Raw genomic sequence first — 25,354 nt, forward strand, 5'->3', positions numbered from 1 at the left:
GCGCAGGGGGCGCAAATAAAAAAAGGGAGCCGCCGTGGCCCCCTTGTAAAAGGCGTCGCGCATGCGAGCGACGCCTGCCGTGACTGTTGCGTTGCCGTCCTCAGGCGGCGCTGAACACGCGGTGCGGGTCGATGACGAATTTCTTCGGCACGCCGGCGTCGAACTCGCCGTAGCCCTTGGGCGCCTCGTCCAGGCCGATCACCTGCACGCCGACGATCTCGGCGATGTTCAGGCGGTCCCACATGATTGCCTGCATGAGCGCGCGGTTGTACTTCATCACCGGGGTCTGCCCGGTGTGGAAGCTGTGCGACTTGGCCCAGCCGAGGCCGAAGCGGATGCTCAGGCTGCCGATCTTCGCCGCGGCGTCCACCGCGCCCGGATCTTCGGTGACGTACAGGCCGGGGATGCCGATCTTGCCGGCCACGCGGGTGACCTGCATCAGCGAGTTGAGCACGGTGGCCGGGGCCTCGTGCTGCACGCCCTGGTGACCGTGGCCGCGGGCCTCGAAGCCCACGCAGTCGATCGCGCAGTCGACTTCCGGCTCGCCCAGCAGGTTGGCGATCTGCTCGTGCAGCGGGGTGTCCTGGGACAGGTCGGCGATCTCGAAGCCCTGCGCCTTGGCGTGGGCCAGGCGCACCGGGTTGACGTCGCCGACGATCACCACCGCGGCGCCCAGCAGGCGGGCGGACGCGGCGGCGGCCAGGCCGACCGGGCCGGCGCCGGCGACGTAGACGGTGCTGCCCGGGCCGACGCCGGCGGTGACCGCGCCGTGGTAGCCGGTGGGCAGGATGTCCGACAGGCAGGTGAGGTCGCGGATCTTCTCCATCGCGCGGTCGCGCTCGGGCAGCTTGAGCAGGTTGAAGTCGGCGTAGGGCACCATCACGTACTCGGCCTGGCCGCCGGTCCAGTCGCCCATGTCGACGTAGCCGTAGGCGCCGCCGGCACGTGCCGGGTTGACGGTCAGGCACACGCCGGTGTGCATTTCCTTGCAGCTGCGGCAGCGGCCGCAGGCGACGTTGAACGGCACCGAGACCAGATCGCCGATGGCGAGATGCTCTACGTCGCGCCCCTTCTCGATCACCTCGCCGGTGATCTCGTGGCCGAGCACCAGGCCGACCTGGGCGGTGGTGCGGCCGCGCACCATGTGTTGGTCGGAGCCGCAGATGTTGGTGGACACCACCTTGAGGATCACCCCGTGCTCGATCTTGCGGCCGCGCGGGTCCTGCATCTTCGGATAGGGGATCTTCTGCACCTCGACCTTGCCGGCGCCGAGATAAACCACACCACGATTGTCGGACATCATCAGTTCTCCGTTTGTTGTTGTGGAAACAAGGCGGGGCCGAATGCCGCGCGGCTTGTAGCTGGAGCTGGTGTCGGTGGCCGCAGGCAGCGGCACTGTGTCGGCAGCTTAGCGGCGGGTGGCGGTGGGGCTGTGGTACGTAAGCGACCCGGGGATTGCTCAAAACGTCAGGGCAGGTCGCGGGTCGGTATCTGCTGAAAACGACGGGCCGGCGAGCCCCGCCAGTCACGTAGGGGGACAACGGCGCAGCCTTGTCCACCACTACGCCCCGGTCGCGGTGGACAATCGCTTCGCGAGTTGTCCACCCTGCGTTTCTGCGGGCGGCGCGACCGTTACAACACCACGGTGCGGTTGGCGTGGAGGAACACGCGGCGCTCGAGGAAGTAGCCGACCGCGCGGGCCAGGGTCAGGCACTCGATGTCGCGGCCCTTGGCGATCAGGTCCTCGGGGTAGTGGGCGTGGTCCACCGCCTCGACGCCCTGGGCGATGATCGGCCCCTCGTCGAGGTCGTTGTTGATGAAGTGGGCGGTGGCGCCGACCAGCTTGACGCCTTTCTGGTAGGCCTGGTGGTAGGGCTTGGCGCCCTTGAAGCCGGGCAGCAGCGAGTGGTGGATGTTGATCGCCCGGCCGTCCAGGCGTCGGCACAGCTCGGCGGACAGCACCTGCATGTAGCGGGCGAGGATCACCAGCTCGGCGCCGCTGTCCTCGACCACCTGCAGCACGCGCGCCTCCTGGGCGGGCTTGTCGAGCGGATCGAGCGGGAAGTGGTGGTAGGGGATGCCGTGCCAGCGCGCCAGCGGCTCGAGGTCGGGATGGTTGGAGACCACCGCGACCACGTCCATCGACAGCTGGCCGATGCGCTGGCGGTAGAGCAGGTCGTGCAGGCAGTGGTCGGCCTTGGAGACCATGATCACCACCTTGGGCCGGTAGCCCGGCGGGGTCAGCGCGGTCTGCATGGCGAAGGGTTCGACGCGCTGCGCCAGGCCGGCGCGGAATTCCGCCTCGTCGAAGCCGGCCGGGGCGCGGAACTCGACGCGGATGAAGAAGCGGCAGGCCAGGCGGTCGTCGAAGCTGTGGTGCTCGGTGACGTAGCAGTCCTGCTCGAACAGGAAGCGCGTGACCACGTCCACGGTGCCGAGCAGGCTCGGGCAGTGGGCGGTGAGGATCCAGGTGTCGGGGGTGCGGCTCATGGCGGGCTCCGCTGGCGCAAGAGAGAAGGCTCCGCGCGGGGCGCGGGGCCCGTGGGGGTGCAGGTACGTGGTGCGCACGGCGCCCCCTGCTCGGCGTAGGGGGCGCCGTGCGCACCGGCGCGGGCGTCAGCCCTCGATGGCCAGGCCGTACTCGGCGCAGGCGTCCTGCAGCCACAGCCAGATATAGTCGGCGAAGCTGCGGCGCACCAGCAGTTCCCAGGTGTTCTCGGCGGTGTGGCGGATCACCAGTTGCGACTTGGCGAACACGGTGCCGACCGCCTTGCCGACCGGGAAGTTGTTGGGATGCACGTCGTAGCTGGTCGACTTCATCAGCATGTCGCGGACCTTGTCGCCCTTGAGCTCGAGGATGGTCTGCCCGCCGCTGACGTTGACCACCTGGATGTGCTGGCCGGCCAGCGCCTCGCGCAGGCGCAGCTCGGTGGCGTACTCCTCGCCGCGCGGCACGATCAGCAGCCACTCGTCGGGGCCCATCCACTGCAGCGAGGTTTCGCCCTTGGCGACCAGGCCGAGGGCCACCGGCAGCTCCAGGCCGAGGGCCTGGTGCACGGCGCCGCAGAAGGCCGGGTCCTTGCCGTCGCCGCGCAGGGTCAGGTGGCCGAGCAGCTTGCGCTCGCGCAGGCGCACGCCGGCGTTGGGCCGGCCCTTGCCGATCAGCTGGTCGAAGCCGGCGTGGTGCAGCGGCGACTGGCCGGGGAGGTCGGCGGGGCGTTGGTTGAAGACGTTGATCGCAGTCATGGTTCACCTGCCTGGCGCCCGCGGGCGCCGTAAGAATCCTGTTCGCAAGACCGGCCCCCGCGCGGGGGCCGGTGTACCCATCAGATGTTCTGGCGATCGCCCTTGGGATCGTAGAACACTGAGCTGACGATCTCCGCCTCGATCAGCCGGCCGTCGCGGCAGGGCGCGTAGACCTTCTGGCCGAGCTTCGACAGGCCGCCCTTGACCAGCGCCAGGGCGATGCTGTGACCGAGGCTGGCGCTCTGGTAGCTGGAGGTCACGTGGCCGGCCATCTGCATCGGCTTGGGCTGCTTGGGATCGAATACCAGCTGGGTGCCTTCCGGCAGCACCTGGTTCGGGTCCACGGTGCGCAGGCCGACCAGCTGCTTGCGGCCCTCGCGACGGGCGTCCTCGCGGTTCATGCCGCGCCAGCCGATCCACGAGAACGGCTTGGTGCGGCCGACGCACCAGCCCATGTTGAGGTCGTCCGGGGTCACCGTGGAGTCGGTTTCCTGGCCGACGATGATGAAGCCCTTCTCGGCGCGCAGCACGTGCATGGTCTCGGTGCCGTACGGGGTCAGGTTGTACTTCTTGCCTGCCTCGATCAGCTTCTCCCACACGCCCAGGGCGTAGTCGGCCTGCACGTTGACCTCGTAGGACAGCTCGCCGGTGAAGGAGATGCGGAACACCCGCGCCGGCACGCCGCCGACCTTGCCTTCCTTCCAAGTCATGAACGGGAAGGCGTCCTTGTCCAGGTCGATGTCGGTGACCTCGGCGAGCAGCTTGCGGCTGTTCGGGCCGGACAGGGTCATGGTCGCCCAGTGGTCGGTGACCGAGGTGAAGTACACCTTCATCTCCGGCCATTCGGTCTGGTGGTACAGCTCCAGCCACTGCAGCACGCGGGCGGCGCCGCCGGTGGTGGTGGTCATGATGAAGTGGTTGTCGCCGACGCAGGCGGTCACGCCGTCGTCGAAGACCATGCCGTCTTCCTTGCACATCAGGCCGTAGCGGGCCTTGCCCACGTCGAGCTTGGTCCAGGCGTTGGTGTACACGCGGTTGAGGAACTCGCGGGCGTCCGGACCCTGGATGTCGATCTTGCCCAGGGTCGAGGCGTCGAGGATGCCGACGCTGCTGCGTACCGCCAGGCACTCGCGGGCTACCGCGGTGTGCAGGTCCTCGCCCGGCTTGGGGAAGTACCACGGGCGCTTCCACTGGCCGACGTCCTCGAACAGCGCGCCGTTCTTCACGTGCCAGGCGTGCATGGCGGTGAAGCGCTTGGCGTCGAACAGCGGGCCGCAGTTGCGCCCGGCGATCGCGCCGAAGCTGACCGGGGTGTAGTTCGGGCGGAACATGGTGGTGCCCATCTGCGGGATGCTGATCCCCAGCGAGCGGGCGGCGATGGCCAGGCCGTTGATGTTGCCGAGCTTGCCCTGGTCGGTGCCGAAGCCCAGCGCGGTGTAGCGCTTGACGTGCTCGACCGACTCGAAGCCCTCGCGGGTGGCCAGCTCGATGCCGGCGGCGGTGACGTCGTTCTGCAGGTCGACGAACTGCTTGGGCGCGCGGGCGGTGGGCTTGTCGTGCGGCACCTGGAACAGCGCCAGGGTGGCTTCCTCGCGGCGCTCCTCGGCGCGCGGCAGCTTGCCGGTGACGGCCTTGAAGCCGGCGTCGGTGGCGGCCTTGCTGCCGGCGTTGTAGCCGTCGGTGATGGCGCCGCCCAGGGCGAACACGCCGTTGACCGCGCCGGCGCAGACGCGCGCCTGCAGGCCGAGGCCGTCGCCCGGGACGAAGGCGAGGATGTCCTCGCGCCAGGTCGGCCGGCCGCCGAGGTGCGAGGCCAGGTGCACCACCGGGCTGTAGCCGCCGGAGCTGGCCACCAGGTCGCACTCCAGCCACTCGCCGGGGCTGGTCACGCGGTGGTTGCGGGTGTCGATGGCGGCGATGCGCGCGGCCTTGACCCGCTTGCTGCCGCGGGTCTCGACCACCGAGCTGCCGGTGAGGATGCGCACGCCGCGCGAACGCGCCTCTTCCACCCAGGCGCCGCGCGGGTTGCTGCGCGCATCGGCGACGGCGACCACCTGCAGGCCGGCGTCCAGCCAGTCGAGCACGGTGCGGTAGGCGTAGTCGTTGTTGGTGGCCAGCACCAGCTGCTTGCCGGGGGCCACGCCGTAGCGGCGCACGTAGGTGGACACCGCGCCGGCCAGCATGTTGCCGGGGACGTCGTTGTTGGCGTAGACCAGCGGGCGCTCGTGGGCGCCGACGGCCAGCACCACGCGCTTGGCGCGCACACGGTGCAGGCGCTGGCGCACCGGCTTGTGGGCGAAGGCGCCGAGCGGCGCGCTCTCGCCGAGGTGGTCGGTGCAGCGCTCGTGGATGGTCAGGAAGTTGTGGTCGTGGTAGCCGTTGACGGTGGCGCGCGGCAGCAGGACGACTTCCGGGTAGGTCTGCAGCTCGGCGACCACCTGGGCGACCCACTCGGCGGCCGGTTTGCCGTCGAGGGTCTCGCGGCTGTCGAGCAGGCTGCCGCCGAACTCTTCCTGCTCGTCGGCGAGGATCACCCGCGCACCGCTGCGTGCGGCGGCCAGGGCGGCGGCCAGGCCCGCCGGGCCGGCGCCGACCACCAGCACGTCGCAGTGGCGGTTGACCAGGTCGTAGCTGTCCGGGTCGTTCTCGCTCGGCGCGCGGCCGAGGCCGGCGGCCTTGCGGATGTACTTCTCGTAGGTCGGCCACATCGACTGCGGGAACATGAAGGTCTTGTAGTAGAAGCCGGGCGGCATCATCTTGCCGCCGACCTTGCCCACCAGGCCCATCAGGTCGGTGTCGACGTTCGGCCAGCCGTTGGTGCTGCTGGCCACCAGGCCGTCGTACAGCGCCTGCTGGGTGGCGCGCACGTTGGGCACCTGGGTCGACTCGCGCGAGCCGAGCTGGATGATGGCGTTGGGCTCCTCGGCGCCGGCGGCGACGATGCCGCGCGGGCGCGAGTACTTGAAGCTGCGGCCGACCACGTCGACGCCGTTGGCCAGCAGGGCGGCGGCCAGGGTGTCACCGGCGAAGCCCTGCAGGCGCTGGCCGTTGAAGGTGAAGGTGAGCGGCTGGCTGCGGTCGATGCGGCCGCCGCGGGACAAGCGATTGACCTGGCTCATGCCGTTACTCCTTGGGCGGCGGACTTCTTGCCGGCTGCCTCGGTGAAGGCAGGCTGTTCGCCGATCTTGTAGGTCTCGAGGATTTCGTAGCTCACCGTGTGACGGGTGGCGTTGAAGTACTTGCGGCAGCCGGAGGCGTGCAGCCACAGCTCGTGGCGCAGGCCGCGCGGGCTATCGCGGAAGAACAGGTACTCGCCCCACTCCTCGTCGGAGCAGGCCTCGGGGTTCAGCGGCCGGGCGATGTGCGCCTGGCCGGCGGGGCTGAATTCCTCCTCGGAGCGCAGTTCGCCACAGTGGGGACAGAAGATGTTCAGCATGACGGGTCTCCTTAGTGGGCGACGGCGGCGGCGCCGTGTTCGTCGATCAGCGCGCCGGTGTGGAAGCGCTCGAGGTTGAACGGCCGGGCCAGCGGGTGCGGCTCGCCGCGCGCCAGGGTGGCGGCGAACACGTGGCCGGATCCGGGGGTGGCCTTGAAGCCGCCGGTACCCCAGCCGCAGTTGATGAACAGGTTGGGCACCGGGGTCTTGCCGATGATCGGGCAGGCATCCGGGGTGGTGTCGACGATACCGCCCCACTGGCGGTTCATGCGCACCCGCGACAGCACCGGGAACATCTCGACGATGGCCTGGATGGTGTGCTCGATCACCGGGTAGGAGCCGCGCTGGCCGTAGCCGACCCAGCCGTCGATGCCGGCGCCGATCACCAGGTCGCCCTTGTCGGACTGGCTGATGTAGCCGTGCACGGCGTTGGACATGATCACGCTGTGGATGATCGGCTTGATCGGCTCGGATACCAGCGCCTGCAGCGGGTGCGATTCCAGCGGCAGGCGGAAGCCGGCCTTGGCCGCCAGCGGGCTGGTGTTGCCGGCGACCACCATGCCGACGCGCTTGGCGCCGATGAAGCCGCGGCTGGTCTCGACGCCGATCACCGCGCCGTTCTGCTTGCGGAAGCCGATCACCTCGGTCTGCTGGATCAGGTCGACGCCCAGGGCGTCGGCGGCGCGGGCGTAGCCCCAGGCCACGGCGTCGTGACGGGCGTTGCCGGCGCGGCGCTGCACCGAGGCGCCGAGGATCGGGTAGCGGGTGTTCTTGCTGCAGTCGAGGAAGGGGATCTCGTCGGCCACCTGGTTGCGGTCGAGCAGCTCGTTGGGGATGCCGTTGAGCAGGTTGGCGCTGACCAGACGCTCGGCGTCACGCAGGTCCTGCAGGGTGTGGCACAGGTGGTAGCAGCCGCGCTGGGAGAACATGACGTTGTAGTTGAGGTCCTGGGACAGGCCCTCCCACAGCTTCAGGGCGTGTTCGTAGAGCTGCGAGGACTCGTCCCACAGGTAGTTGGAGCGCACGATGGTGGTGTTGCGCGCGGTGTTGCCGCCGCCCAGCCAGCCCTTCTCGATCACCGCGACGTTGGTGATGCCGTGTTCCTTGGCGAGGTAGTAGGCGGTGGCCAGACCGTGGCCGCCACCGCCGACGATGATCACGTCGTAGGCCGGCTTGGGCGTCGGGTTGCGCCACATGCGCTGCCAGTTCTCGTGATGGCTCAGGGAGTGCTTGAACAGGCCGAAGCCGGAATAACGTTGCATCTGGAGGCTCCTGATACGTTGCTCCCTCTCCGCCGGGAGAGGATCGGGTCGGGAGGGGTGTCACCCTCCCGGCCGCGCATGGGGCTTATGACTCAGCGGTACACAGGGTAGTCGGCGCACAGGCCGGCCACCTGACGCGCCACCTGGGCCTCGACGTCGGCATCGCCGAGATGGTCGAGGACGTCGCAGATCCACATGGCCAGTTCGGCGCTCTGCGCCTCCTTGAGGCCGCGGGTGGTGATCGCCGGGGTACCGATGCGGATGCCCGAGGTCACGAACGGCGACTGCGGGTCGTTGGGCACCGCGTTCTTGTTGACGGTGATGCCGGTGCGGCCGAGGGCGGCGTCGGCGTCCTTGCCGGTCAGGCCCTGCTTGATCAGGCTGACCAGGAACAGGTGGTTGTCGGTGCCGCCGGAGACCACGTCGTAGCCGCGGTCGATGAACACCTGGGCCATGGTCTGGGCGTTCTTGATCACCTGCTGCTGGTAGTCCTTGAAGCCCGGCTCCAGCGCCTCCTTGAAGCACACCGCCTTGGCGGCGATCACGTGCATCAGCGGGCCGCCCTGGGCGCCGGGGAACACCGCGGCGTTGAGCTTCTTCTCGATCTCCTCGTTGCTCTTGGCGAGGATCAGGCCGCCGCGCGGGCCGCGCAGGGTCTTGTGGGTGGTGGTGGTGACCACGTCGGCGAAGGGAATCGGGTTGGGGTACAGGCCGGCGGCGACCAGGCCGGCGACGTGGGCCATGTCGACGAACAGGTAGGCGCCGACCTTGTCGGCGATCTCGCGGAAGCGGGCGAAGTCGAGGGTCTTGGAGTAGGCGGAGAAGCCGGCGACGATCATCTTCGGCTTGTGCTCCAGGGCCAGGCGCTCGATCTCGTCGTAGTCGATCAGCCCGGTCTCCGGGTTCAGGCCGTACTGCACGGCGTTGTACAGCTTGCCGGAAGACGACACCTTGGCGCCGTGGGTCAGGTGGCCGCCGTGGGCCAGGCTCATGCCGAGGATGGTGTCGCCGGCCTGCAGCAGGGCCAGGTAGACCGCGGCGTTGGCCTGCGAGCCGGAGTGCGGCTGGACGTTGGCGTAGTCGGCGCCGAACAGCTCCTTGGCGCGGGCGATGGCCAGCGCCTCGACCTTGTCGACGTGCTCGCAGCCGCCGTAGTAGCGCTTGCCCGGGTAGCCTTCGGCGTACTTGTTGGTCAGGCCGCTGCCCTGGGCCTGCATGACGCGCTTGCTGGTGTAGTTCTCCGAGGCGATCAGCTCGATGTGGTGCTCCTGGCGAGCCTCCTCGGCGTCGATCGCCGCCAGCAGTTCGTCGTCGTAGCCCTGGATCTGGTCTTGTTTGCTGAACATCTCTGATCTCCCTGCGACACCTAGAGGTCGTCTGTTGGAATAGGGCTGCCCAGGCCCGGTCTGATCGGGGCGTGCCTCCCGCACCCCGGCGTCCTGTCCGGTGCGTGTCGCCGCGAAACCGCGAGAGCGACGGGGTGCCGGCGACCGCCGGCTGGAAAGCGTGTTGGATCGATTGTGCGAAATAGGCCGGCGGCCCATTTGCCTATTTGCGACGTGAAAATGCTCAAACTGACCTGCGCCGCAGGCGGCGGAGGCAGGGCGCCACGGGCGCGTGGCAGATGCGCTGCCGCGGGCGGCGATGTCGCGCGGAGAAACCCGCGCCGCGCTTACCAGTGGCGCTGGAGGGTGTCGCGAATGGGTGTAAGATCGGGCGCAGGAGGTCGCGCAGAGCCTCCCCCCGAAACGACAAGAACAAGAATTGGCCGTACCGCACCCGGCAGCCCCTGCCCGTCGCGGTGCGGCATGCGAGGAGTAGCAGTAATGGCGCGTGTGTCGACGGCAGCGAAGCAGGCAGCGACGGTCAGCCCCGAGGGCGGCCGGACCCGGACCTTCGGTTTCCTGCTGATTCCCAACTTCACCACCATCGGTTTCGCCTCGGCGATCGAGACCCTGCGCATGGCCAACCTGGCGGCGCGCAAGCCGCTGTACCGCACCCTGCTGCTCGCCCAGGGCAGCGAGCCGGTGCAGGCCAGCAACGGCATGCGCGTGGTGCCCGACCACAGCATCGCCGACGCCCCGCCGCTGGACGCGATCTTCGTGGTCGGCTCCAACCCGATGCCCGACAAGTATCCGCGCGAGCTGCTCAACTGGTTGCGCCGCCAGGCCGACCACCGCGTGCCGCTGGCCGGCATCTGCACCGGCAGCCACCTGCTGGCCTGCGCCGGCCTGCTCAACGGCTACCGCTGCACCCTGCACTGGGAAGACATCGAGCAGGTCAAGGAGCGCTTCCCCGACATCGTCATCTCCAGCCAGCTGTTCGAGCTGGACCGCGACCGCTACACCTGCTCGGGCGGCACCGCGTCGATGGACATGACCCTGCAGCTGATCGCCCGCGAGCAGGGCGGCGTGGAGATCGCCACCCGCGCCGCCGAGCTGCTGCTGTGCGACCGCATGCGCGGCGCCCGCGAGCAGCAGCGCGTGCCGCTGCGCCAGCAGCTCGGCCACGCCCAGCCCAAGCTCAGCCAGATCGTCGCGATCATGGAGGCCAACCTCGAGGAGCCGCTGGAGCTGGAGGAACTGGCCCAGCTCAACGAGGTGTCGGTGCGCCAGCTGGAGCGGCTGTTCCACAAGTACCTGGACCGCACGCCCAGCCAGTACTACCTGGAGCTGCGCCTCAAGCGCGCCCGCGACCTGCTGCTGCGCAGCGAGCAGCAGGTGCGCGACATCGCCCTGGCCTGCGGCTTCGCCTCGCCGGCGCACTTCTCCAAGTGCTACAGCCGCTTCTTCGGCCACTCGCCGCGCGGCGAGCGCAAGCAGAGCCCGCTGCTGAACAGCTGAGCCGCGCCTGCCGGCCGGGACCTGCGCATGGGCGTCCCGGCCCGCCCGGCGCACCCTGGCGGGTCGGTATTGCTACCAAGGAAGCATGTCTTTGCTCCCCGCGTTCAATTGTTGCCTTACACCCTGCGGCGAAGAATTCGCTACAGACCGGGAAAAATTCCCGGCGATAACAATGAACCCGCAGAGGTAGCCGCAATGAAGCACTCCGGTCTCACTAATTCCTTTGCCCGGACCGCCCTGAGCCTTGCGCTGGCGCTGTCCGGCATGTCTGCCTGGGCCGTCACCGACGACGACATCCTCAAGGACGCCCAGACCCCCGGCGACGTCGTGACCAACGGCATGGGTACCCAGGGTCAGCGCTACAGCGCGCTGGACAAGCTCAACGCCGAAAACGTCACCCAGCTGCGCCCGGTGTGGGCGTTCTCCTTCGGCGGCGAGAAGCAGCGTGGCCAGCAGGCCCAGCCGATGGTCAAGGATGGCGTGATGTACATGACCGCCTCCTACTCGCGTGTGTTCGCCGTCGACGCCAAGACCGGCAAGGAGCTGTGGCAGTACGACGCCCGTCTGCCCGACGGCATCATGCCGTGCTGCGACGTGATCAACCGCGGTGTCGCCCTGTATGACGACCTGGTGATCTTCGGCACCCTCGACGCCAAGCTGGTCGCCCTGCACAAGGACACCGGCAAGGTGGTGTGGAAGAAGACCGTCGCCGACTACAAGGCCGGCTACTCGATCACCGCCGCGCCGCTGGTGGTCAACGGCAAGCTGATCACCGGCGTGTCCGGTGGCGAGTTCGGCGTGGTCGGCAAGATCGAGGCCTACAACCCGAAGAACGGCGAACTGCTGTGGACCCGCCCGACCGTGGAAGGCCACATGGGCTACGTCTACAAGGACGGCAAGAAGGTCGAGCACGGCATCACCGGCGAAGGCCAGGGCAAGAGCTGGCCGGGCGACCTGTGGAAGACCGGCGGCGCGGCGCCGTGGCTGGGCGGCTACTACGATCCGGAGACCAACCAGCTGCTGTTCGGTACCGGCAACCCGGCGCCGTGGAACTCGCACCTGCGCCCCGGCGACAACCTGTACTCCTCCTCGCGTCTGGCGCTGAACCCGGACGACGGCACCATCAAGTGGCACTTCCAGACCACCCCGCACGACGGCTGGGACTTCGACGGCGTCAACGAGCTGGTGTCGTTCAACTACCAGGACGGCGGCAAGACCGTGAAGGCCGCGGCCACCGCCGACCGTAACGGCTTCTTCTACGTGCTCGACCGCACCAACGGCAAGTTCATCCGCGGCTTCCCGTTCGTCGACAAGATCACCTGGGCCAAGGGTCTGGACAAGAACGGCCGGCCGATCTACGACGACGCCAACCGTCCGGGCTCGCCCAACGACGCCGGCGCGCAGGGCAAGACCGTGTTCGTCGCCCCGTCGTTCCTCGGCGGCAAGAACTGGATGCCGATGGCCTACAGCCAGGACACCGGGCTGTTCTACGTGCCGTCCAACGAGTGGGGCATGGACATCTGGAACGAAGGCACCGCCTACAAGAAGGGCGCCGCCTACCTGGGTGCCGGCTTCACCATCCACCCGCTCAACGAGGACTACATCGGCGTGCTGCGCGCCATCGATCCGAAGACCGGCAAGGAAGTCTGGCGCTACAAGAACTACGCGCCGCTGTGGGGCGGCGTGCTGGCCACCAAGGGCAACCTGGTGTTCACCGGCAACCCGGAAGGCTTCCTGATGGCCTTCGACGCCAAGACCGGCAAGAAACTCTACGAGTTCAACACCGGTTCGGGCGTGATCGGCTCGCCGATCACCTGGGAGATGGACGGCGAGCAGTACGTCTCCGTGCTGTCCGGCTGGGGCGGCGCCGTACCGCTGTGGGGCGGCGAGGTGGCCAAGCGCATCAAGGACTTCAACCAGGGCGGCATGGTGTGGACCTTCAAGCTGCCGAAGGAAGCCGCGGCAGTGGCGCAGCGTTGATCCTGCTCGGGTAAACGACAAGGCCGGCGTCAGCCGGCCTTGTCGTTTCCGGGCCTAAAGCTCGCGCCGGGACGGCCGATATACCAGCACCGGTCCGTGCGCGGAAGCGTCCCAGTCGCCCGCTCATGGCTTAACAAGAACAATGCCGGCGCACCTGGTGGCCGTCAGCGCGGAGCCTTTCCTCCTGCGTTGCGCCAGAGGCGGCCTGCCTCGAACGAGGGCTCTCTCATGTCGTCCATCCTTTCCCGCTCCGTCGTCGAGCGCCTGGTCCTGGGTGTCGGTGCGGCACTGCTGCTGTTGCTCCAGGCCCGCGGCTGGCTGCCGCTGTGGCTGTGCCTGCCGCTGCTGGTCGCGCTGCCCTGGCTGCGCCCGCTGGTGCGCCGCCGCGGCGCCACCCGCCAGTCGAACGGCACGGTGGACGTCGGCAAGCTGGCGCGCGGGCTGTCCTACTCGGTCAGCCACAACGCGCTGTCGGCGGCCGGGGTCGCCTACTCGGCGCAGCGGCTGGCCGAGCGGGTCGAGTCGCAGGTCACCGCCGCCGCGCAGATCGTCGGCAGCGCCGAGGTGATGATCGCCACCGAGGCGCAGACCTCGGCGCTCAGCAAGCAGGCGGTGGAGGCCGCCATCGAGGCGCGGCAGAGCAGCGATGCCGGCCGCCGCGTGCTGGTCGACACCATCGGCCGCATGCAGCAGCTGCGCCAGCAGGCCGGCGCCAGCCGCGAGCTGATCGAGGAGCTGAACCGGCGCAGCGCGGAGATCCAGCGCGTCACCGGGGTGATCGAGGAGATCGCCAGCCAGACCAACCTGCTGGCGCTCAACGCGGCGATCGAGGCGGCGCGCGCCGGCGAGCACGGCCGCGGCTTCGCCGTGGTGGCCGGCGAGGTGCGCAGCCTGGCCGGGCGCACCGCGGCGGCGACCGCCGAGGTGGGGCAGATGACCACCGAGATCCAGCGCCGCACCCGCGAGGTGGTCGAGCAGATCCGCAGCCTGTCCGCCGAGCTGGTCACCGGGGTGACCGAGGTCGAGCGCGCCGGCCAGCACCTGGACAGCATCGCCACCCTGTCGATGGACGTCGAACGGCAGATCAGCGAGATCGCCGTCGGCTCCGACGACAACCGCCGCCAGCTCGGCAGCCTGTTCGCCGCGGTCGACCAGATGCGCAGCGACCTGGCGGTCAGCGACGAGCAGACCCGTCGCCTGGAGGGCGAGGCGATGAAGCTCGAGGAGCTCACCGAGCACATCAGCGAGCAGCTCGCCGAGGTGGCCCTCGACGACTACCACCAGCGCGTCTACGACCTCGCCCGCGAGGGCGCGCAGGCGATCACCCGGCAGTTCGAGGCGGCGGTCGCCAGCGGGCGGATCAGCCTCGACGACCTGTTCGACCGGCGCTACCAGCCGATCCCCGGCACACATCCGCAGAAGTTCGCCAGCCGTTTCGACCGCTTCACCGACGAGGTGCTGCCGGCCATCCAGGAGCCGCTGCTCGAGCGCCACGAAGGGGTGGTGTTCGCCATCGCCTGCACCCCGGACGGCTACGTGCCGACCCACAACCGGGCGTTCAGCCAGCCGCTCAGCGGCAACCTGCAGGCGGACATGGCGCACAGCCGCAGCAAGCGCATCTTCACCGACCGCACCGGTATCCGCTGCGGCAGTCACCAGCAGGCGCTGCTGATGCAGACCTACACCCGCGACACCGGCGAGCTGATGCACGACCTGTCGGTGCCGATCTACGTCCGCGGCCGCCACTGGGGCGGTCTGCGCCTGGGCTACCGGCCGGAGGCGGCGCCGGCGGCCGAGGCAGCGCCCGTGCGCGAGCACGCGGCGGCCTGAACCGCGTCACGGCGCGCCCCGGGCGCGCCTTGCGCTTTGCGCCAGTGCGTGCAACCTTTCCAGCGGCCGTTACTACCAAATAACGAGCTTCTGCCTTCCATCGGCGCATACCGGCGCCGGGCGCGGACTGCGAACATCAGCTCACAGTCCGCGCAGAACCAGTTCGGACCGCAACAATAATAGAGAGGCCATGAGCATGATCTACGCACAACCGGGTACCGAAGGCGCCGTCGTCAACTTCAAGCCGCGCTACGGCAACTACATCAACGGCGAGTTCGTCGCGCCGGTGAAGGGCCAGTACTTCACCAACACCACGCCGGTCACCGGCGAGGCCATCGCCGAATTCCCGCGCTCCACCGCCGAGGACATCGAGCTGGCGCTGGACGCCGCCCATGCCGCCGCCGACGCCTGGGGCCGCACCTCGGTGCAGGATCGCGCCAACATCCTGCTGAAGATCGCCGACCGCATCGAGCAGAACCTCGAAGTGCTGGCCGTGGCCGAGACCTGGGACAACGGCAAGGCCGTGCGCGAGACCCTCAACGCCGACGTGCCGCTGTCCGCCGACCACTTCCGCTACTTCGCCGGCTGCATCCGCGCCCAGGAAGGCTCGAGCGCCGAGATCAACGACACCACCGCCGCCTACCACTTCCACGAGCCGCTGGGCGTGGTCGGCCAGATCATCCCGTGGAACTTCCCGCTGCTGATGGCCGCCTGGAAGCTGGCCCCGGCGCTGGCCGCCGGCAACTGCATCGTGCTCAAGCCGGCCGAGCAGACCCCGCTGTCGATCACCGTGCTGATCGAGCTGATCGGCGACCTGCTGCCCAAGGGCGTGCTGAACATCGTCCAGGGCTTCGGCCGCGAGGCCGGCGAGGCGCTGGCCACCAGCAAGCGCATCGCCAAGATCGCCTTCACCGGTTCGACCCCGGTCGGCTCGCACATCCTCAAGTGCGCCGCCGAGAACATCATCCCCAGCACCGTCGAGCTGGGCGGCAAGAGCCCGAACATCTTCTTCGAAGACATCATGCGCGCCGAGCCGCAGTTCATCGAGAAGGCCGCCGAGGGCCTGGTGCTGGCGTTCTTCAACCAGGGCGAGGTGTGCACCTGCCCGTCGCGCGCGCTGATCCAGGAGTCGATCTACGACGAGTTCATGGCCGTGGTGATGAACAAGGTCAAGCAGATCAAGCGCGGCAACCCGCTGGACACCGAGACCATGGTCGGCGCCCAGGCGTCCAACCAGCAGTTCGAGAAGATCCTCTCCTACATGGACATCGCCCGCGAGGAAGGCGCCGAGATCCTCACCGGTGGCGCCGCCGAGAAGCTCGAGGGCAGCCTGGCCAGTGGCTACTATGTGCAGCCGACCCTGATCAAGGGCACCAACGACATGCGCGTGTTCCAGGAAGAGATCTTCGGCCCGGTGGTCGGCGTGACCACCTTCAAGGACGAGGCCGAGGCCCTGGCGATCGCCAACGACACCGAGTTCGGCCTGGGCGCCGGGGTGTGGACCCGCGACATCAACCGCGCCTACCGCATGGGCCGCGGCATCAAGGCCGGTCGCGTGTGGACCAACTGCTACCACCTGTACCCGGCGCACGCCGCCTTCGGTGGCTACAAGAAGTCCGGCGTGGGCCGCGAGACCCACAAGATGATGCTCGACCACTACCAGCAGACCAAGAACCTGCTGGTCAGCTACGACATCAACCCGCTGGGCTTCTTCTGAGTCCAGCTTCGGGAGTGGCCGGCGCTGAGCGTGGTCCGGCCGCCCCCGTGCTTTCTCCCCCAGGTCACCCTCCTTGTCGGCGCACTGGCAGCAGTGCGCCGGCCTTTTGAGCCTTGTCGACGCCCATCCGGGCAGGGGGGCTCCGGAAGATACCCGTGGCGCACGGCGCCCCCTCTGTCGAAACGCGGCCGCTGTGCCGCGTTTTTTTTGCGCGTGCGGCCACGCCGGGCGCGCGCCGGGCGGGCCTACCAACGACAGCCGGAACTCCTTCCAAAGTACCATTTGGCCGTTGCCGATTAGGGCGCATAACTGTCCTTGCCGGAATTCACCGGTTTCGACAACAAGAGGACTGTGCCATGTGGACCAAGCCCGCCTTCACCGATCTGCGCATTGGCTTTGAAGTGACCATGTATTTCGCCAATCGTTGATCCACACAGCCCCGGCCCGTCCGGGGCTTCCCGTTCGGGGATACCCCCATGCATATCCGCATTCTCGGTTCCGCCGCCGGCGGCGGCTTTCCCCAGTGGAACTGCAACTGCCGCAACTGCCGCGGCCTGCGCGAAGGCACCCTGAGCGCCACGCCGCGCACCCAGTCTTCCATCGCCCTGTCCGACGACGGGGTGAACTGGATCATCTGCAACGCCTCGCCGGACATCCGCGCGCAGATCGAGTCCTTCCCGGCCCTGCAGCCGGCGCGCGCGGTGCGCGACACGGCGATCCGCGCGCTGATCCTGCTCGACAGCCAGATCGACCACACCACCGGCCTGCTCACCCTGCGCGAGGGCTGCCCGCACGAGGTGTGGTGCAGCGAGATGGTGCACCAGGACCTGACCACCGGTTTCCCGCTGTTCAACATGCTCAGCCACTGGCACGGTGGCCTGAACTGGCAGCGCATCGAGCTGGACCGCGGCTTCACCGTCGCCGCCTGCCCGGCGCTGCGCTTCACGCCGATTCCGCTGCGCAGCGCCGCGCCGCCGTACTCGCCGCACCGCAACGACCCGCACCCCGGCGACAACCTCGGACTGCTGGTCGAGGACAGCCGCACCGGCGGCAAGCTGTTCTACGCCCCCGGCCTCGGCCAGGTGGACGGTGCGCTGCTGGAGTGGATGGACCGCGCCGACTGCCTGCTGGTCGACGGCACCCTGTGGCGCGACGACGAGATGATCCACGCCGGCTGCGGCAGCAAGCTGGGCAGCGAGATGGGTCACCTGCCGCAGAGCGGCGCCGGCGGCATGCTCGAGGTGCTCGAGCGCCTGCCGCGCCAGCGCAAGGTGCTCATCCACATCAACAACACCAACCCGATCCTCGACGAGGACTCGCCCGAACGCGCCGAGCTCAACGCGCGCGGCATCGAGGTCGCCTGGGACGGCATGAGCATCGAGCTGTAAGCCCGATCGTAGGGTGGGTTAGCCGCGTAGCGGCGTAACCCACCGACGATGCCGCCAGGCATCGGGATTGCCGACCTTGCGGTCGGTTGGTGGGTTACGGCCTGCGGCCTGACCCACCCTACGCAAGGTGCCAGGCCCCAGAACAACAACGCGCCGCATCGACTGCGGCCACCGAGGAGCCACGATGAGCCAGACTGCCATGAGCCCCGCCGAATTCGAGCAGGCGCTGCGCGCCAAGGGTGCCTACTACCACATCCACCACCCGTTCCACGTCGCCATGTACGAGGGGCGCGCGAGCCGCGAGCAGATCCAGGGCTGGGTGGCCAACCGCTTCTACTACCAGGTGTGCATCCCGGTGAAGGACGCGGCGATCATGGCCAACTGCCCGGACCGCGACACCCGCCGCGAGTGGATCCAGCGCATCATCGACCACGACGGCGCGCCGGGCGAGGAGGGCGGCATCGAGGCCTGGCTGCGTCTGGGCGAGGCGGTCGGGCTGCAGCGCGAGCAGCTGCTGTCCCAGGAGCTGGTGCTGCCCGGAGTGCGTTTCGCGGTGGACGCCTACGTCAACTTCGCCCGCCGCGCCTCCTGGCAGGAGGCGGCCAGCAGCTCGCTGACCGAGCTGTTCGCGCCGACCATCCACCAGTCGCGGCTGGACAGCTGGCCGGCGCACTACCCGTGGATCGATGCCGGCGGCTACGATTATTTCCGCAAGCGCCTCAAGGAAGCGCGCCGCGACGTCGAGCACGGCCTGCGCATCACCCTGGCGCACTACACCACCGTCGAGTCCCAGCAGCGCATGCTGGAGATCCTGCAGTTCAAGCTCGACGTGCTGTGGAGCATGCTCGACGCCATGAGCATGGCCTACGAGCTGGACCGCCCGCCGTACCACACCGTCACCCGCGAGCGGGTCTGGCACAAGGGTATTGCCCTGTAATCCGGATGGTGGGCAGACGCTGCGGGTGTTGCACACCCTGCGCCTGCCGAGGCTTCCCCGTCGTAGGGTGCGCCGCGCGCACCTTCACCGCGTCATGGTGCGCACGGCGCACCCTACGGAGATGTACCCCATGAGCGATGACATCCAGCTCAAGATTCCGGCGCTGCGCCGCGGCTTCCGCTTCCAGTGGGAACCGGCGCAGGGCTGCCACGTGCTGCTCTATCCCGAGGGCATGATCAAGCTCAACGACAGCGCCGGGGCGATCCTCGCCGAGGTCGACGGCCAGCGTAGCGTCGCGGCGATCATCGCCGACCTCGGCGCGCGCTTCCCCGACGTGCCGGGCATCGACGAGGACATCCTGGCTTTCCTGGAGGTGGCCCGTGAACGGTTCTGGATCGAGCTTCGCTAAGCCGGGGCATGTGCCCGGCCCGCCGCTCTGGCTGCTCGCCGAGCTGACCTACCGCTGCCCGCTGCAGTGCCCGTACTGCTCCAACCCGCTGGACTTCGCCCAGCACCAGGAGGAGCTGTCCACCGCGCAGTGGATCGAGGTGTTCCGCCAGGCCCGCGCGCTGGGCGCGGCGCAGCTCGGCTTCTCCGGCGGCGAGCCGCTGGTGCGTCAGGATCTGGCCGAGCTGATCGCCGCCGCGCGCGGGCTGGGCTACTACACCAACCTGATCACCTCGGGCATCGGCCTCACCGAGCAGCGCATCGCCGAATTCGCCGAGGCCGGCCTCGACCATATCCAGATCAGCTTCCAGGCCGCCGACGAGGAGGTGAACAACCTGCTGGCCGGCTCGAGGAAGGCCTTCGCCCACAAGCTGGAAATGGCCCGCGCGGTGAAGAAGCACGGCTACCCGATGGTGCTCAACTTCGTCACCCACCGGCACAACATCGACAACATCGAGCAGATCATCCGCCTGTGCCTGGAACTGGAGGCGGATTTCGTCGAGCTGGCCACCTGCCAGTTCTACGGCTGGGCCGAGCTGAACCGCGCCGGGCTGTTGCCGACCAAGGCGCAACTGGAGCGCGCCGAGCGCATCACCAACGAGTGGCGCGACCGGCTGGCCGCCGAAGGCCACCCGTGCAAGCTGATCTTCGTCACCCCGGACTACTACGAGGAGCGTCCCAAGGCCTGCATGAACGGCTGGGGCAGCCTGTTCCTCGACATCACCCCGGACGGCACCGCGCTGCCCTGCCACAGCGCGCGGATGCTGCCGGTGCAGTTCCCCAAGGTCACCGAGCACAGCCTCGAGCACATCTGGTACGACTCCTTCGGCTTCAACCGCTACCGCGGCGACGACTGGATGCCCGAGCCGTGTCGCTCCTGCGACGAGAAGGACCGCGACTTCGGCGGCTGCCGCTGCCAGGCGTTCCTGCTCACCGGCGACGCCGACAACGCCGACCCGGTGTGCGGCAAGTCGCAGCACCACGGCCTCATCCTCGACGCCCGCCGCCAGGCCGAGGAGGCGCCGAAGGGGCTGGACGAGCTGACCCACCGCAACGTGCAGGCCTCGCAACTGATCTGCAAGGGCTGAGGGCGATGGCGGAACTTCCCTGCGGCGCCTGGCCGAGCAGTTGGTCGGCCAGCGATGCCGCGGCGGCCAGCCGCGACTTCGCCGAGCTGCGCGCCGGTCTCGGCGGCCTGCTGTGGCTGACCTTCGACCCGGCCGAGGCGGCCTGCAGCCTGTGGCTGTGGCGCGCCGGCGCGGCGCGGCGGCTGACCCCGGCGGGCTTCTCGGTGCGCAGCCGGGTCTACGAATACGGCGGCGGCGCCTTCTGCGTGCTAGCGGACGGCGTGGCGCTGGTCGGCGAGGCCGACCAGCAGGTCTGGCATCTGCCCGTGGCCGCCGACGGCACGCCGGGCGAACTGCGTGCGCTGAGCGCCCATGCCGAGCGCCGCTACGGCGACCTGCACTGCGCCCCGGCCTGGCAGGCCGTGCTGGCGGTGGAGGAAAGCCGCGAGTCTGGCGCGGTGCGGCACCGCCTGGTCAGCCTGGATCCGGCCGACGGCGCGCGCCGGGTGCTGGTCGAGGGCGCCGACTTCTACAGTGCGCCGCGGGTGTCCCCGGATGGCCGCTGGCTGGCGTGGATCGAATGGGATCGTCCCGAGCTGCCGTGGACCGCCACCCGCCTGTGCCGCGCGGCGCTCGGAGCCGACGGCCGCCTCGGCCCGCACGAGCGGGTGGCCGGCGGTGCGGGCGATGAGTCCCTGCAGCAGCCCGGTTTCGCCGCCGATGGCCGGCTGACCTGCCTGAGCGACCGTGACGGCTGGTGGCAGCCGTGGCACGAGTGCGGCGGGCGCTGGCAAGCGGTCGGGACCGGTGCTGCGCATGGCGCAGCCTACGAGCGTGGCGTCATGCCGGTAGGGGGCGCCATGCGCACCGCCACGGCCCATGGTGCGCAGGGCGCACCCTACGCTAAGGCGGCACCGTCCGTAGGGTGCGCCCTGCGCACCAGCAGCTCCGGCGCCAGCCAGGACTGGAGCGCACCGCGGCCCATGGCCCAGGCCGACCACGCCCCGGCGCCCTGGCAGTTGGGCACCGTCAGCCACCTGCCGCTGGCCGGCGGCGGCTGGCTGCTGGCGCGCCTGGAGGAAGGCTGGGGCCAACTGGTCGAGCGTGACGCTGCCGGCCGCGAGCGGTGTCTGGCCGGCGAGTTCTCGCGCTTCCGCCAGCTGGCCGCCGACGACCGGCACTTCTACTGCATCGCCGCCGCGCCGGAGCGCCTGCCGGCGGTGCTGGCCGTCGCCCGCGCCTCGGGAGCCGTGCAGGTGCTGGCCGGCGGCGAGCAGCCGCTGGCCGAGGCCGAGCTGTCGCGCCCCGCGTCGATCCGCTTCGCCACGGGCGCGGGGGAGAGCGCCCAGGCGTTCTTCTATCCGCCACGCAACGCCGCCTGCGCGGTAGCGGCCGGCGAGCGGCCGCCGCTGGTGCTGTTCCTGCACGGCGGGCCGACCTCGGCCTGCTATCCGGTATTCGATCCGCGCATCCAGTTCTGGACCCAGCGCGGCTTCGCCGTGGCCGATCTCAACTACCGCGGCTCCAGCGGCTTCGGCCGCGCCTGCCGGCTGCGCCTCGCGGGCGCGTGGGGCGAAATCGAGGTGGAGGATGCCGTGGCGCTGGTGCGGCATCTCGGCGCGGCTGGGCTGGTCGATCCGGCGCGCGCCTTCATCCGCGGTGCCAGCGCCGGCGGCTACACCGCGCTGTGCGCGCTGGCCTTCCACGACTGCTTCCGTGGCGGCGCCAGCCTGTACGGGGTCAGCGATCCGCTGGCCCTGCGCCGCGCCACCCACAAGTTCGAGGGCGACTACCTGGACTGGCTGATCGGCGATCCCGTGCGCGACGCCGAACGCTACGCGGCGCGCACGCCGCTGCGGCATGCCGGGCGCATCCGCGCGCCGCTGATCTTCTTCCAGGGCGGTCTGGATGCAGTGGTGGTGCCGGAGCAGACCGCGGCGATGGTCGCCGCCCTGCAGGGCAACGGCGTGCCGGTCGACTGCCACCTCTATCCCGACGAGCGTCACGGCTTCCGTCAGGCCGCGCACCTGGCCGATGCTCTGCAACGGGAATGGGAGTTCTATCGCCGCCAGCTCGCGTGAAGCCGTCGTGCCGCCCCGAACGCTACCGCAGAGCGGCTGGGCCACCTTCGGTGGATTGCAAAGACCGAGCAATGCAGTAGGCTGTCGCCTTGTAACAACCCATAACAACAACGATGCCGTCAGGTAGAGCATGTCCATTACGCCGCTTCGCAAGTTCGTCAGCCCGGAGATCATCTTCGGCGCCGGCTCCCGCCACTCGGTCGGCAACTACGCCGCGACCTTCGGTGCGCGCAAGGTGCTGGTGGTCTCCGATCCCGGCGTGCAGGCGGCCGGCTGGGTGGCCGACGTGCAGGCCAGCCTCGACCAGCAGGGCATCGCCCACGTGCTGTTCACCGACGTGTCGCCCAACCCGCGCTCCGAGGAGGTGATGCTCGGTGCCGAGCTGTACCGCGCCAGCGGCTGCGACGTGATAGTCGCGGTGGGCGGCGGCAGCCCGATGGACTGCGCCAAGGGCATCGGCATCGTCGCCGCCCACGGGCGCAGCATCCTCGAGTTCGAGGGGGTGGACACCATCCGCGTGCCCAGTCCGCCGCTGATCCTCATCCCCACCACCGCCGGCACCTCGGCCGACGTGTCGCAGTTCGTGATCATCTCCAACCAGGCCGAGCGGATGAAGTTCTCCATCGTCAGCAAGGCGGTGGTGCCGGACGTGTCGCTGATCGACCCGGAGACCACGGTGAGCATGGACCCGTTCCTCTCCGCCTGTACCGGCATCGACGCGCTGGTGCACGCCATCGAGGCGTTCGTCTCCACCGGCAGCGGCCCGCTCACCGACCCGCACGCGCTGGAGGCCATGCGGCTGATCGGCGGCAACCTGGTGCCGATGATCGCCAATCCGCAGGACATCGCCCTGCGCGAGAAGATCATGCTCGGCAGCATGCAGGCCGGCCTGGCGTTCTCCAATGCCATCCTCGGCGCGGTGCACGCCATGAGCCACAGCCTCGGCGGCTTCCTCGACCTGCCGCACGGCCTGTGCAACGCCGCGCTGGTCGAGCACGTGGTGGCGTTCAACTTCGACGCCGCCCCGGAGCGCTTCCGCGTGGTCGCCGAGACCCTCGGCGTCGATTGCCGCGGGCTGACCTCGCAGCAGGTGCGCGGGCGGCTGGTCGAGCACCTGATCGCCTTCAAGCACGCGGTCGGCTTCGAGGAAACCCTGCGCCGTCACGGCGTCGGCAGCTCGGACATTCCCTTCCTGTCGCAGCACGCGATGCAGGACCCGTGCATCCTGACCAACCCGCGGCAGTCGACCCAGCGCGACGTCGAGGTGGTGTATGGCGAAGCCCTCTGAGCGGCAGCCCGGCAGCGGGCTGCCGGCTCCCTCGGCGGCGCCGCGCCCGGAGGTCGCCGACCTGCTCGGTCTCGGCAGCCACTCGGCGCGCAAGAGCTACTATCCCGAGCTGGCCGCGCGCCTCGACGAGCTGGAGCGCGAGCGCAACCGCTACAAGTGGCTGTTCGAGCACGCGGTACACGGCATCTTCCAGGCCAGCCTGCACGACGGCATCCGCGCCGCCAACCCGGCGCTGGCGCACATGCTCGGCTACGACGACCCGCAGGAGGTGCTGTGGTCGCAGCGCGACCTGGCCGAGCAGCTGTTCGTCGGCGGCCCCGCCGAGCTGGAGCGCATCGGCTATGCGCTGCGCCAGGGCAAGGGCCTGTTCGGCTACGAGACGCGCCTGCGCCGGCGCGACGGCAGCTGCATCGACGTGGTGATGAACCTGCTGCTCAAGCCCGACGCGGAGGGCCTGGTCGAGGGCTTCGTCGCCGACATCACCGAGCGCAAGCAGGCCCAGCTGCGCCAGCTGCAGCTCAACATCGAGCTGGAGCAGCGCGTCGCCGCGCGCACCGCCGAGCTGCTCGAGGCCAACCGCCACCTGCAGCAGGAAATCCGCGAGCGCGAGCGCATCCAGTGCGAGCTGCGCGAGGCGCGCGACGCCGCCGAGGCGGCCAACCAGAGCAAGGACAAGTACCTGGCGGCGGCCAGCCACGACCTGCTGCAGCCGCTCAACGCCGCGCGCCTGCTGATCGCCACCCTGCGCGAGCGCGCGCTGCCGGCCAGCGAGGCCAACCTGGTGGAGCGCACCCACCAGGCGCTGGAGGGCGCCGAGGACCTGCTCGCCGACCTGCTCGACATCGCCCGCCTGGACAGCCGGGCGATCCGTCCCGATCTCGCCGTGTACCGCCTCGACGAGCTGCTGGCGCCGCTGGCCTCGGAGTTCCAGTCGGTGGCCGAGGCCGCCGACCTCGAGCTGCGCGTGCGCATCCCGCGCCTGGCGGTGCGCACCGACTTCCGCCTGCTCACCCGCATCCTGCGCAACTTCCTCAGCAACGCCTGCCGCTACACCGGCGAGGGCCGCGTGCTGCTCGGCTGCCGGCGGCGCGGCGGGCACCTGCTGATCGAGGTCGCCGACACCGGGCGCGGCATCCCGGCCGACAAGCTGGAGGAGATCTTCCTCGAGTTCAACCAGCTCGACGCCGGCCGCGCCGCCGAGCGCAAGGGCGTCGGCCTCGGCCTGGCCATCGTCGAGCGCATCGCGCGCATGCTCGACTACCGCATCCGCGTGCGCTCGCAGCCGGGGCGTGGCTCGTTGTTCAGCATCGAGGTGCCGCTGGCCGAGTACGTCGCGCCGGCACCGGCCGCGCGGCCGCAGGAGACGCCGGGCAACCCGCTGCCGGGGCGCCGGGTGCTGGTGGTCGACAACGAGCCGGACATCCAGCAGAGCATGCAGGCGCTGCTGGTCCAGTGGGGCTGCGAGGTGCGCGTCGCCGGCGGCCTCGACGAGGCGCGCGCGCGGCTCGCCGACGGCTGGCAGGCCGAGCTGCTGCTGGTCGACTACCACCTCGACCAGGGCGCCAACGGCTGCGACCTGGTGCGCAGCCTGCGCGAGGAGACCCGCCTGCCGCTGCCGGCGGTGATGATCACAGCCGAGCGCAGCGAGCAATGCCGGCGCAGCCTGCACGAGCACGGCATCCCGCTGCTCAACAAGCCGGTCAAGCCCGGCAAGCTGCGTGCCGCGCTGAGCCAGTTCCTCGCCTGAAAGTGTGAGCTCCGTCACCTATTGAGTTGCTCGCCTGCGACAAAAGTCGTACGCCCCGATTAAATCCTGCGCGCGAGGCCGCGGT

19 protein-coding genes are annotated in these 25,354 nt (G+C 69.5%); 12 read left to right on the forward strand and 7 right to left on the reverse strand.

From position 1 onward, the window contains the following. Positions 1-100: 100 nt before the first annotated feature. The 7 genes from fdhA to glyA form a co-directional block, all read right to left on the reverse strand. A complete protein-coding gene (fdhA, locus tag BLT78_RS20665; protein WP_090352442.1) occupies positions 101-1,300 on the reverse strand; it encodes a formaldehyde dehydrogenase, glutathione-independent in 1,200 nt (399 codons plus the stop codon). A gap of 332 nt (positions 1,301-1,632) precedes the next feature. Then, positions 1,633-2,490 (reverse strand): formyltetrahydrofolate deformylase, encoded by an 858-nt coding sequence (gene purU / locus BLT78_RS20670; RefSeq protein WP_090351879.1) that lies wholly within the window; start codon positions 2,488-2,490, stop codon positions 1,633-1,635. 126 nt (positions 2,491-2,616) lie between these two features. After that, positions 2,617-3,246: a sarcosine oxidase subunit gamma gene (locus BLT78_RS20675; protein WP_090351880.1), complete on the reverse strand. Its 630-nt coding sequence runs from the start codon at positions 3,244-3,246 to the stop codon at positions 2,617-2,619. A gap of 80 nt (positions 3,247-3,326) precedes the next feature. Continuing rightward, the gene (locus tag BLT78_RS20680) at positions 3,327-6,365 is read right to left on the reverse strand and encodes a sarcosine oxidase subunit alpha (RefSeq protein WP_090351882.1); all 3,039 of its coding nucleotides are present in this window, start codon (positions 6,363-6,365) and stop codon (positions 3,327-3,329) included. Continuing rightward, positions 6,362-6,682 carry a sarcosine oxidase subunit delta gene (locus BLT78_RS20685; RefSeq protein WP_090351883.1) on the reverse strand — a complete coding sequence of 107 codons (321 nt, stop codon included), beginning with the start codon at positions 6,680-6,682 and terminating at the stop codon, positions 6,362-6,364. Before BLT78_RS20685 ends, BLT78_RS20680 begins: the two co-directional genes overlap by 4 nt. 11 nt (positions 6,683-6,693) lie before the next feature. Then, positions 6,694-7,944 carry a sarcosine oxidase subunit beta family protein gene (locus BLT78_RS20690; RefSeq protein ID WP_090351885.1) on the reverse strand — a complete coding sequence of 417 codons (1,251 nt, stop codon included), beginning with the start codon at positions 7,942-7,944 and terminating at the stop codon, positions 6,694-6,696. A 92-nt stretch (positions 7,945-8,036) separates the two neighbouring features. Beyond that, positions 8,037-9,290, reverse strand: coding sequence for a serine hydroxymethyltransferase (gene glyA, locus BLT78_RS20695; protein ID WP_090351886.1), 1,254 nt, complete (start codon positions 9,288-9,290; stop codon positions 8,037-8,039). 480 nt (positions 9,291-9,770) lie between these two features. Between glyA and BLT78_RS20700 the strand changes: the two genes are divergently transcribed. The 12 genes from BLT78_RS20700 (at position 9,771) to BLT78_RS20755 (ending at position 25,269) form a co-directional block, all read left to right on the forward strand. Further along, complete coding sequence (locus tag BLT78_RS20700) at positions 9,771-10,787, forward strand: GlxA family transcriptional regulator (protein ID WP_090351888.1); 1,017 nt, start codon at positions 9,771-9,773, stop codon at positions 10,785-10,787. Between the two features lie 195 nt (positions 10,788-10,982). Beyond that, entirely contained in the window at positions 10,983-12,767 is a 1,785-nt protein-coding gene (locus BLT78_RS20705) for a PQQ-dependent methanol/ethanol family dehydrogenase (protein ID WP_090351890.1), read from the forward strand. Between the two features lie 567 nt (positions 12,768-13,334). Beyond that, on the forward strand, positions 13,335-14,597 hold the full coding sequence (locus tag BLT78_RS20710; RefSeq protein WP_408003118.1) for a methyl-accepting chemotaxis protein: 1,263 nt from the start codon (positions 13,335-13,337) through the stop codon (positions 14,595-14,597). A gap of 196 nt (positions 14,598-14,793) precedes the next feature. Next, complete coding sequence (exaC, locus tag BLT78_RS20715) at positions 14,794-16,314, forward strand: acetaldehyde dehydrogenase ExaC (protein WP_090352443.1); 1,521 nt, start codon at positions 14,794-14,796, stop codon at positions 16,312-16,314. Between the two features lie 356 nt (positions 16,315-16,670). After that, positions 16,671-16,742, forward strand: coding sequence for a pyrroloquinoline quinone precursor peptide PqqA (pqqA, locus tag BLT78_RS20720; RefSeq protein WP_003253598.1), 72 nt, complete (start codon positions 16,671-16,673; stop codon positions 16,740-16,742). A 48-nt stretch (positions 16,743-16,790) separates the two neighbouring features. Continuing rightward, positions 16,791-17,702: a pyrroloquinoline quinone biosynthesis protein PqqB gene (pqqB, locus tag BLT78_RS20725; protein WP_090351893.1), complete on the forward strand. Its 912-nt coding sequence runs from the start codon at positions 16,791-16,793 to the stop codon at positions 17,700-17,702. A 184-nt stretch (positions 17,703-17,886) separates the two neighbouring features. Beyond that, positions 17,887-18,639, forward strand: coding sequence for a pyrroloquinoline-quinone synthase PqqC (pqqC, locus tag BLT78_RS20730; RefSeq protein ID WP_090351895.1), 753 nt, complete (start codon positions 17,887-17,889; stop codon positions 18,637-18,639). Positions 18,640-18,769: 130 nt separating this feature from the next. Further along, positions 18,770-19,048 carry a pyrroloquinoline quinone biosynthesis peptide chaperone PqqD gene (pqqD, locus tag BLT78_RS20735; protein ID WP_090351897.1) on the forward strand — a complete coding sequence of 93 codons (279 nt, stop codon included), beginning with the start codon at positions 18,770-18,772 and terminating at the stop codon, positions 19,046-19,048. Continuing rightward, positions 19,020-20,174: a pyrroloquinoline quinone biosynthesis protein PqqE gene (gene pqqE / locus BLT78_RS20740; protein ID WP_090351898.1), complete on the forward strand. Its 1,155-nt coding sequence runs from the start codon at positions 19,020-19,022 to the stop codon at positions 20,172-20,174. The genes pqqD and pqqE overlap by 29 nt, the downstream gene beginning before the upstream one ends. A 5-nt stretch (positions 20,175-20,179) precedes the next feature. Beyond that, on the forward strand, positions 20,180-22,234 hold the full coding sequence (locus tag BLT78_RS20745) for a S9 family peptidase (protein ID WP_090351901.1): 2,055 nt from the start codon (positions 20,180-20,182) through the stop codon (positions 22,232-22,234). 130 nt (positions 22,235-22,364) lie between these two features. Next, complete coding sequence (gene ercA, locus BLT78_RS20750; protein ID WP_090351902.1) at positions 22,365-23,522, forward strand: alcohol dehydrogenase-like regulatory protein ErcA; 1,158 nt, start codon at positions 22,365-22,367, stop codon at positions 23,520-23,522. Continuing rightward, positions 23,506-25,269, forward strand: a complete 1,764-nt coding sequence (locus BLT78_RS20755) for a PAS domain-containing hybrid sensor histidine kinase/response regulator (RefSeq protein ID WP_090351904.1) — start codon at positions 23,506-23,508, stop codon at positions 25,267-25,269. The genes ercA and BLT78_RS20755 overlap by 17 nt, the downstream gene beginning before the upstream one ends. The last annotated feature ends 85 nt before the right edge of the window (positions 25,270-25,354 follow it).

The sequence above is a fragment of the Pseudomonas oryzae genome (assembly GCF_900104805.1).
Lineage (GTDB): Bacteria > Pseudomonadota > Gammaproteobacteria > Pseudomonadales > Pseudomonadaceae > Geopseudomonas > Geopseudomonas oryzae.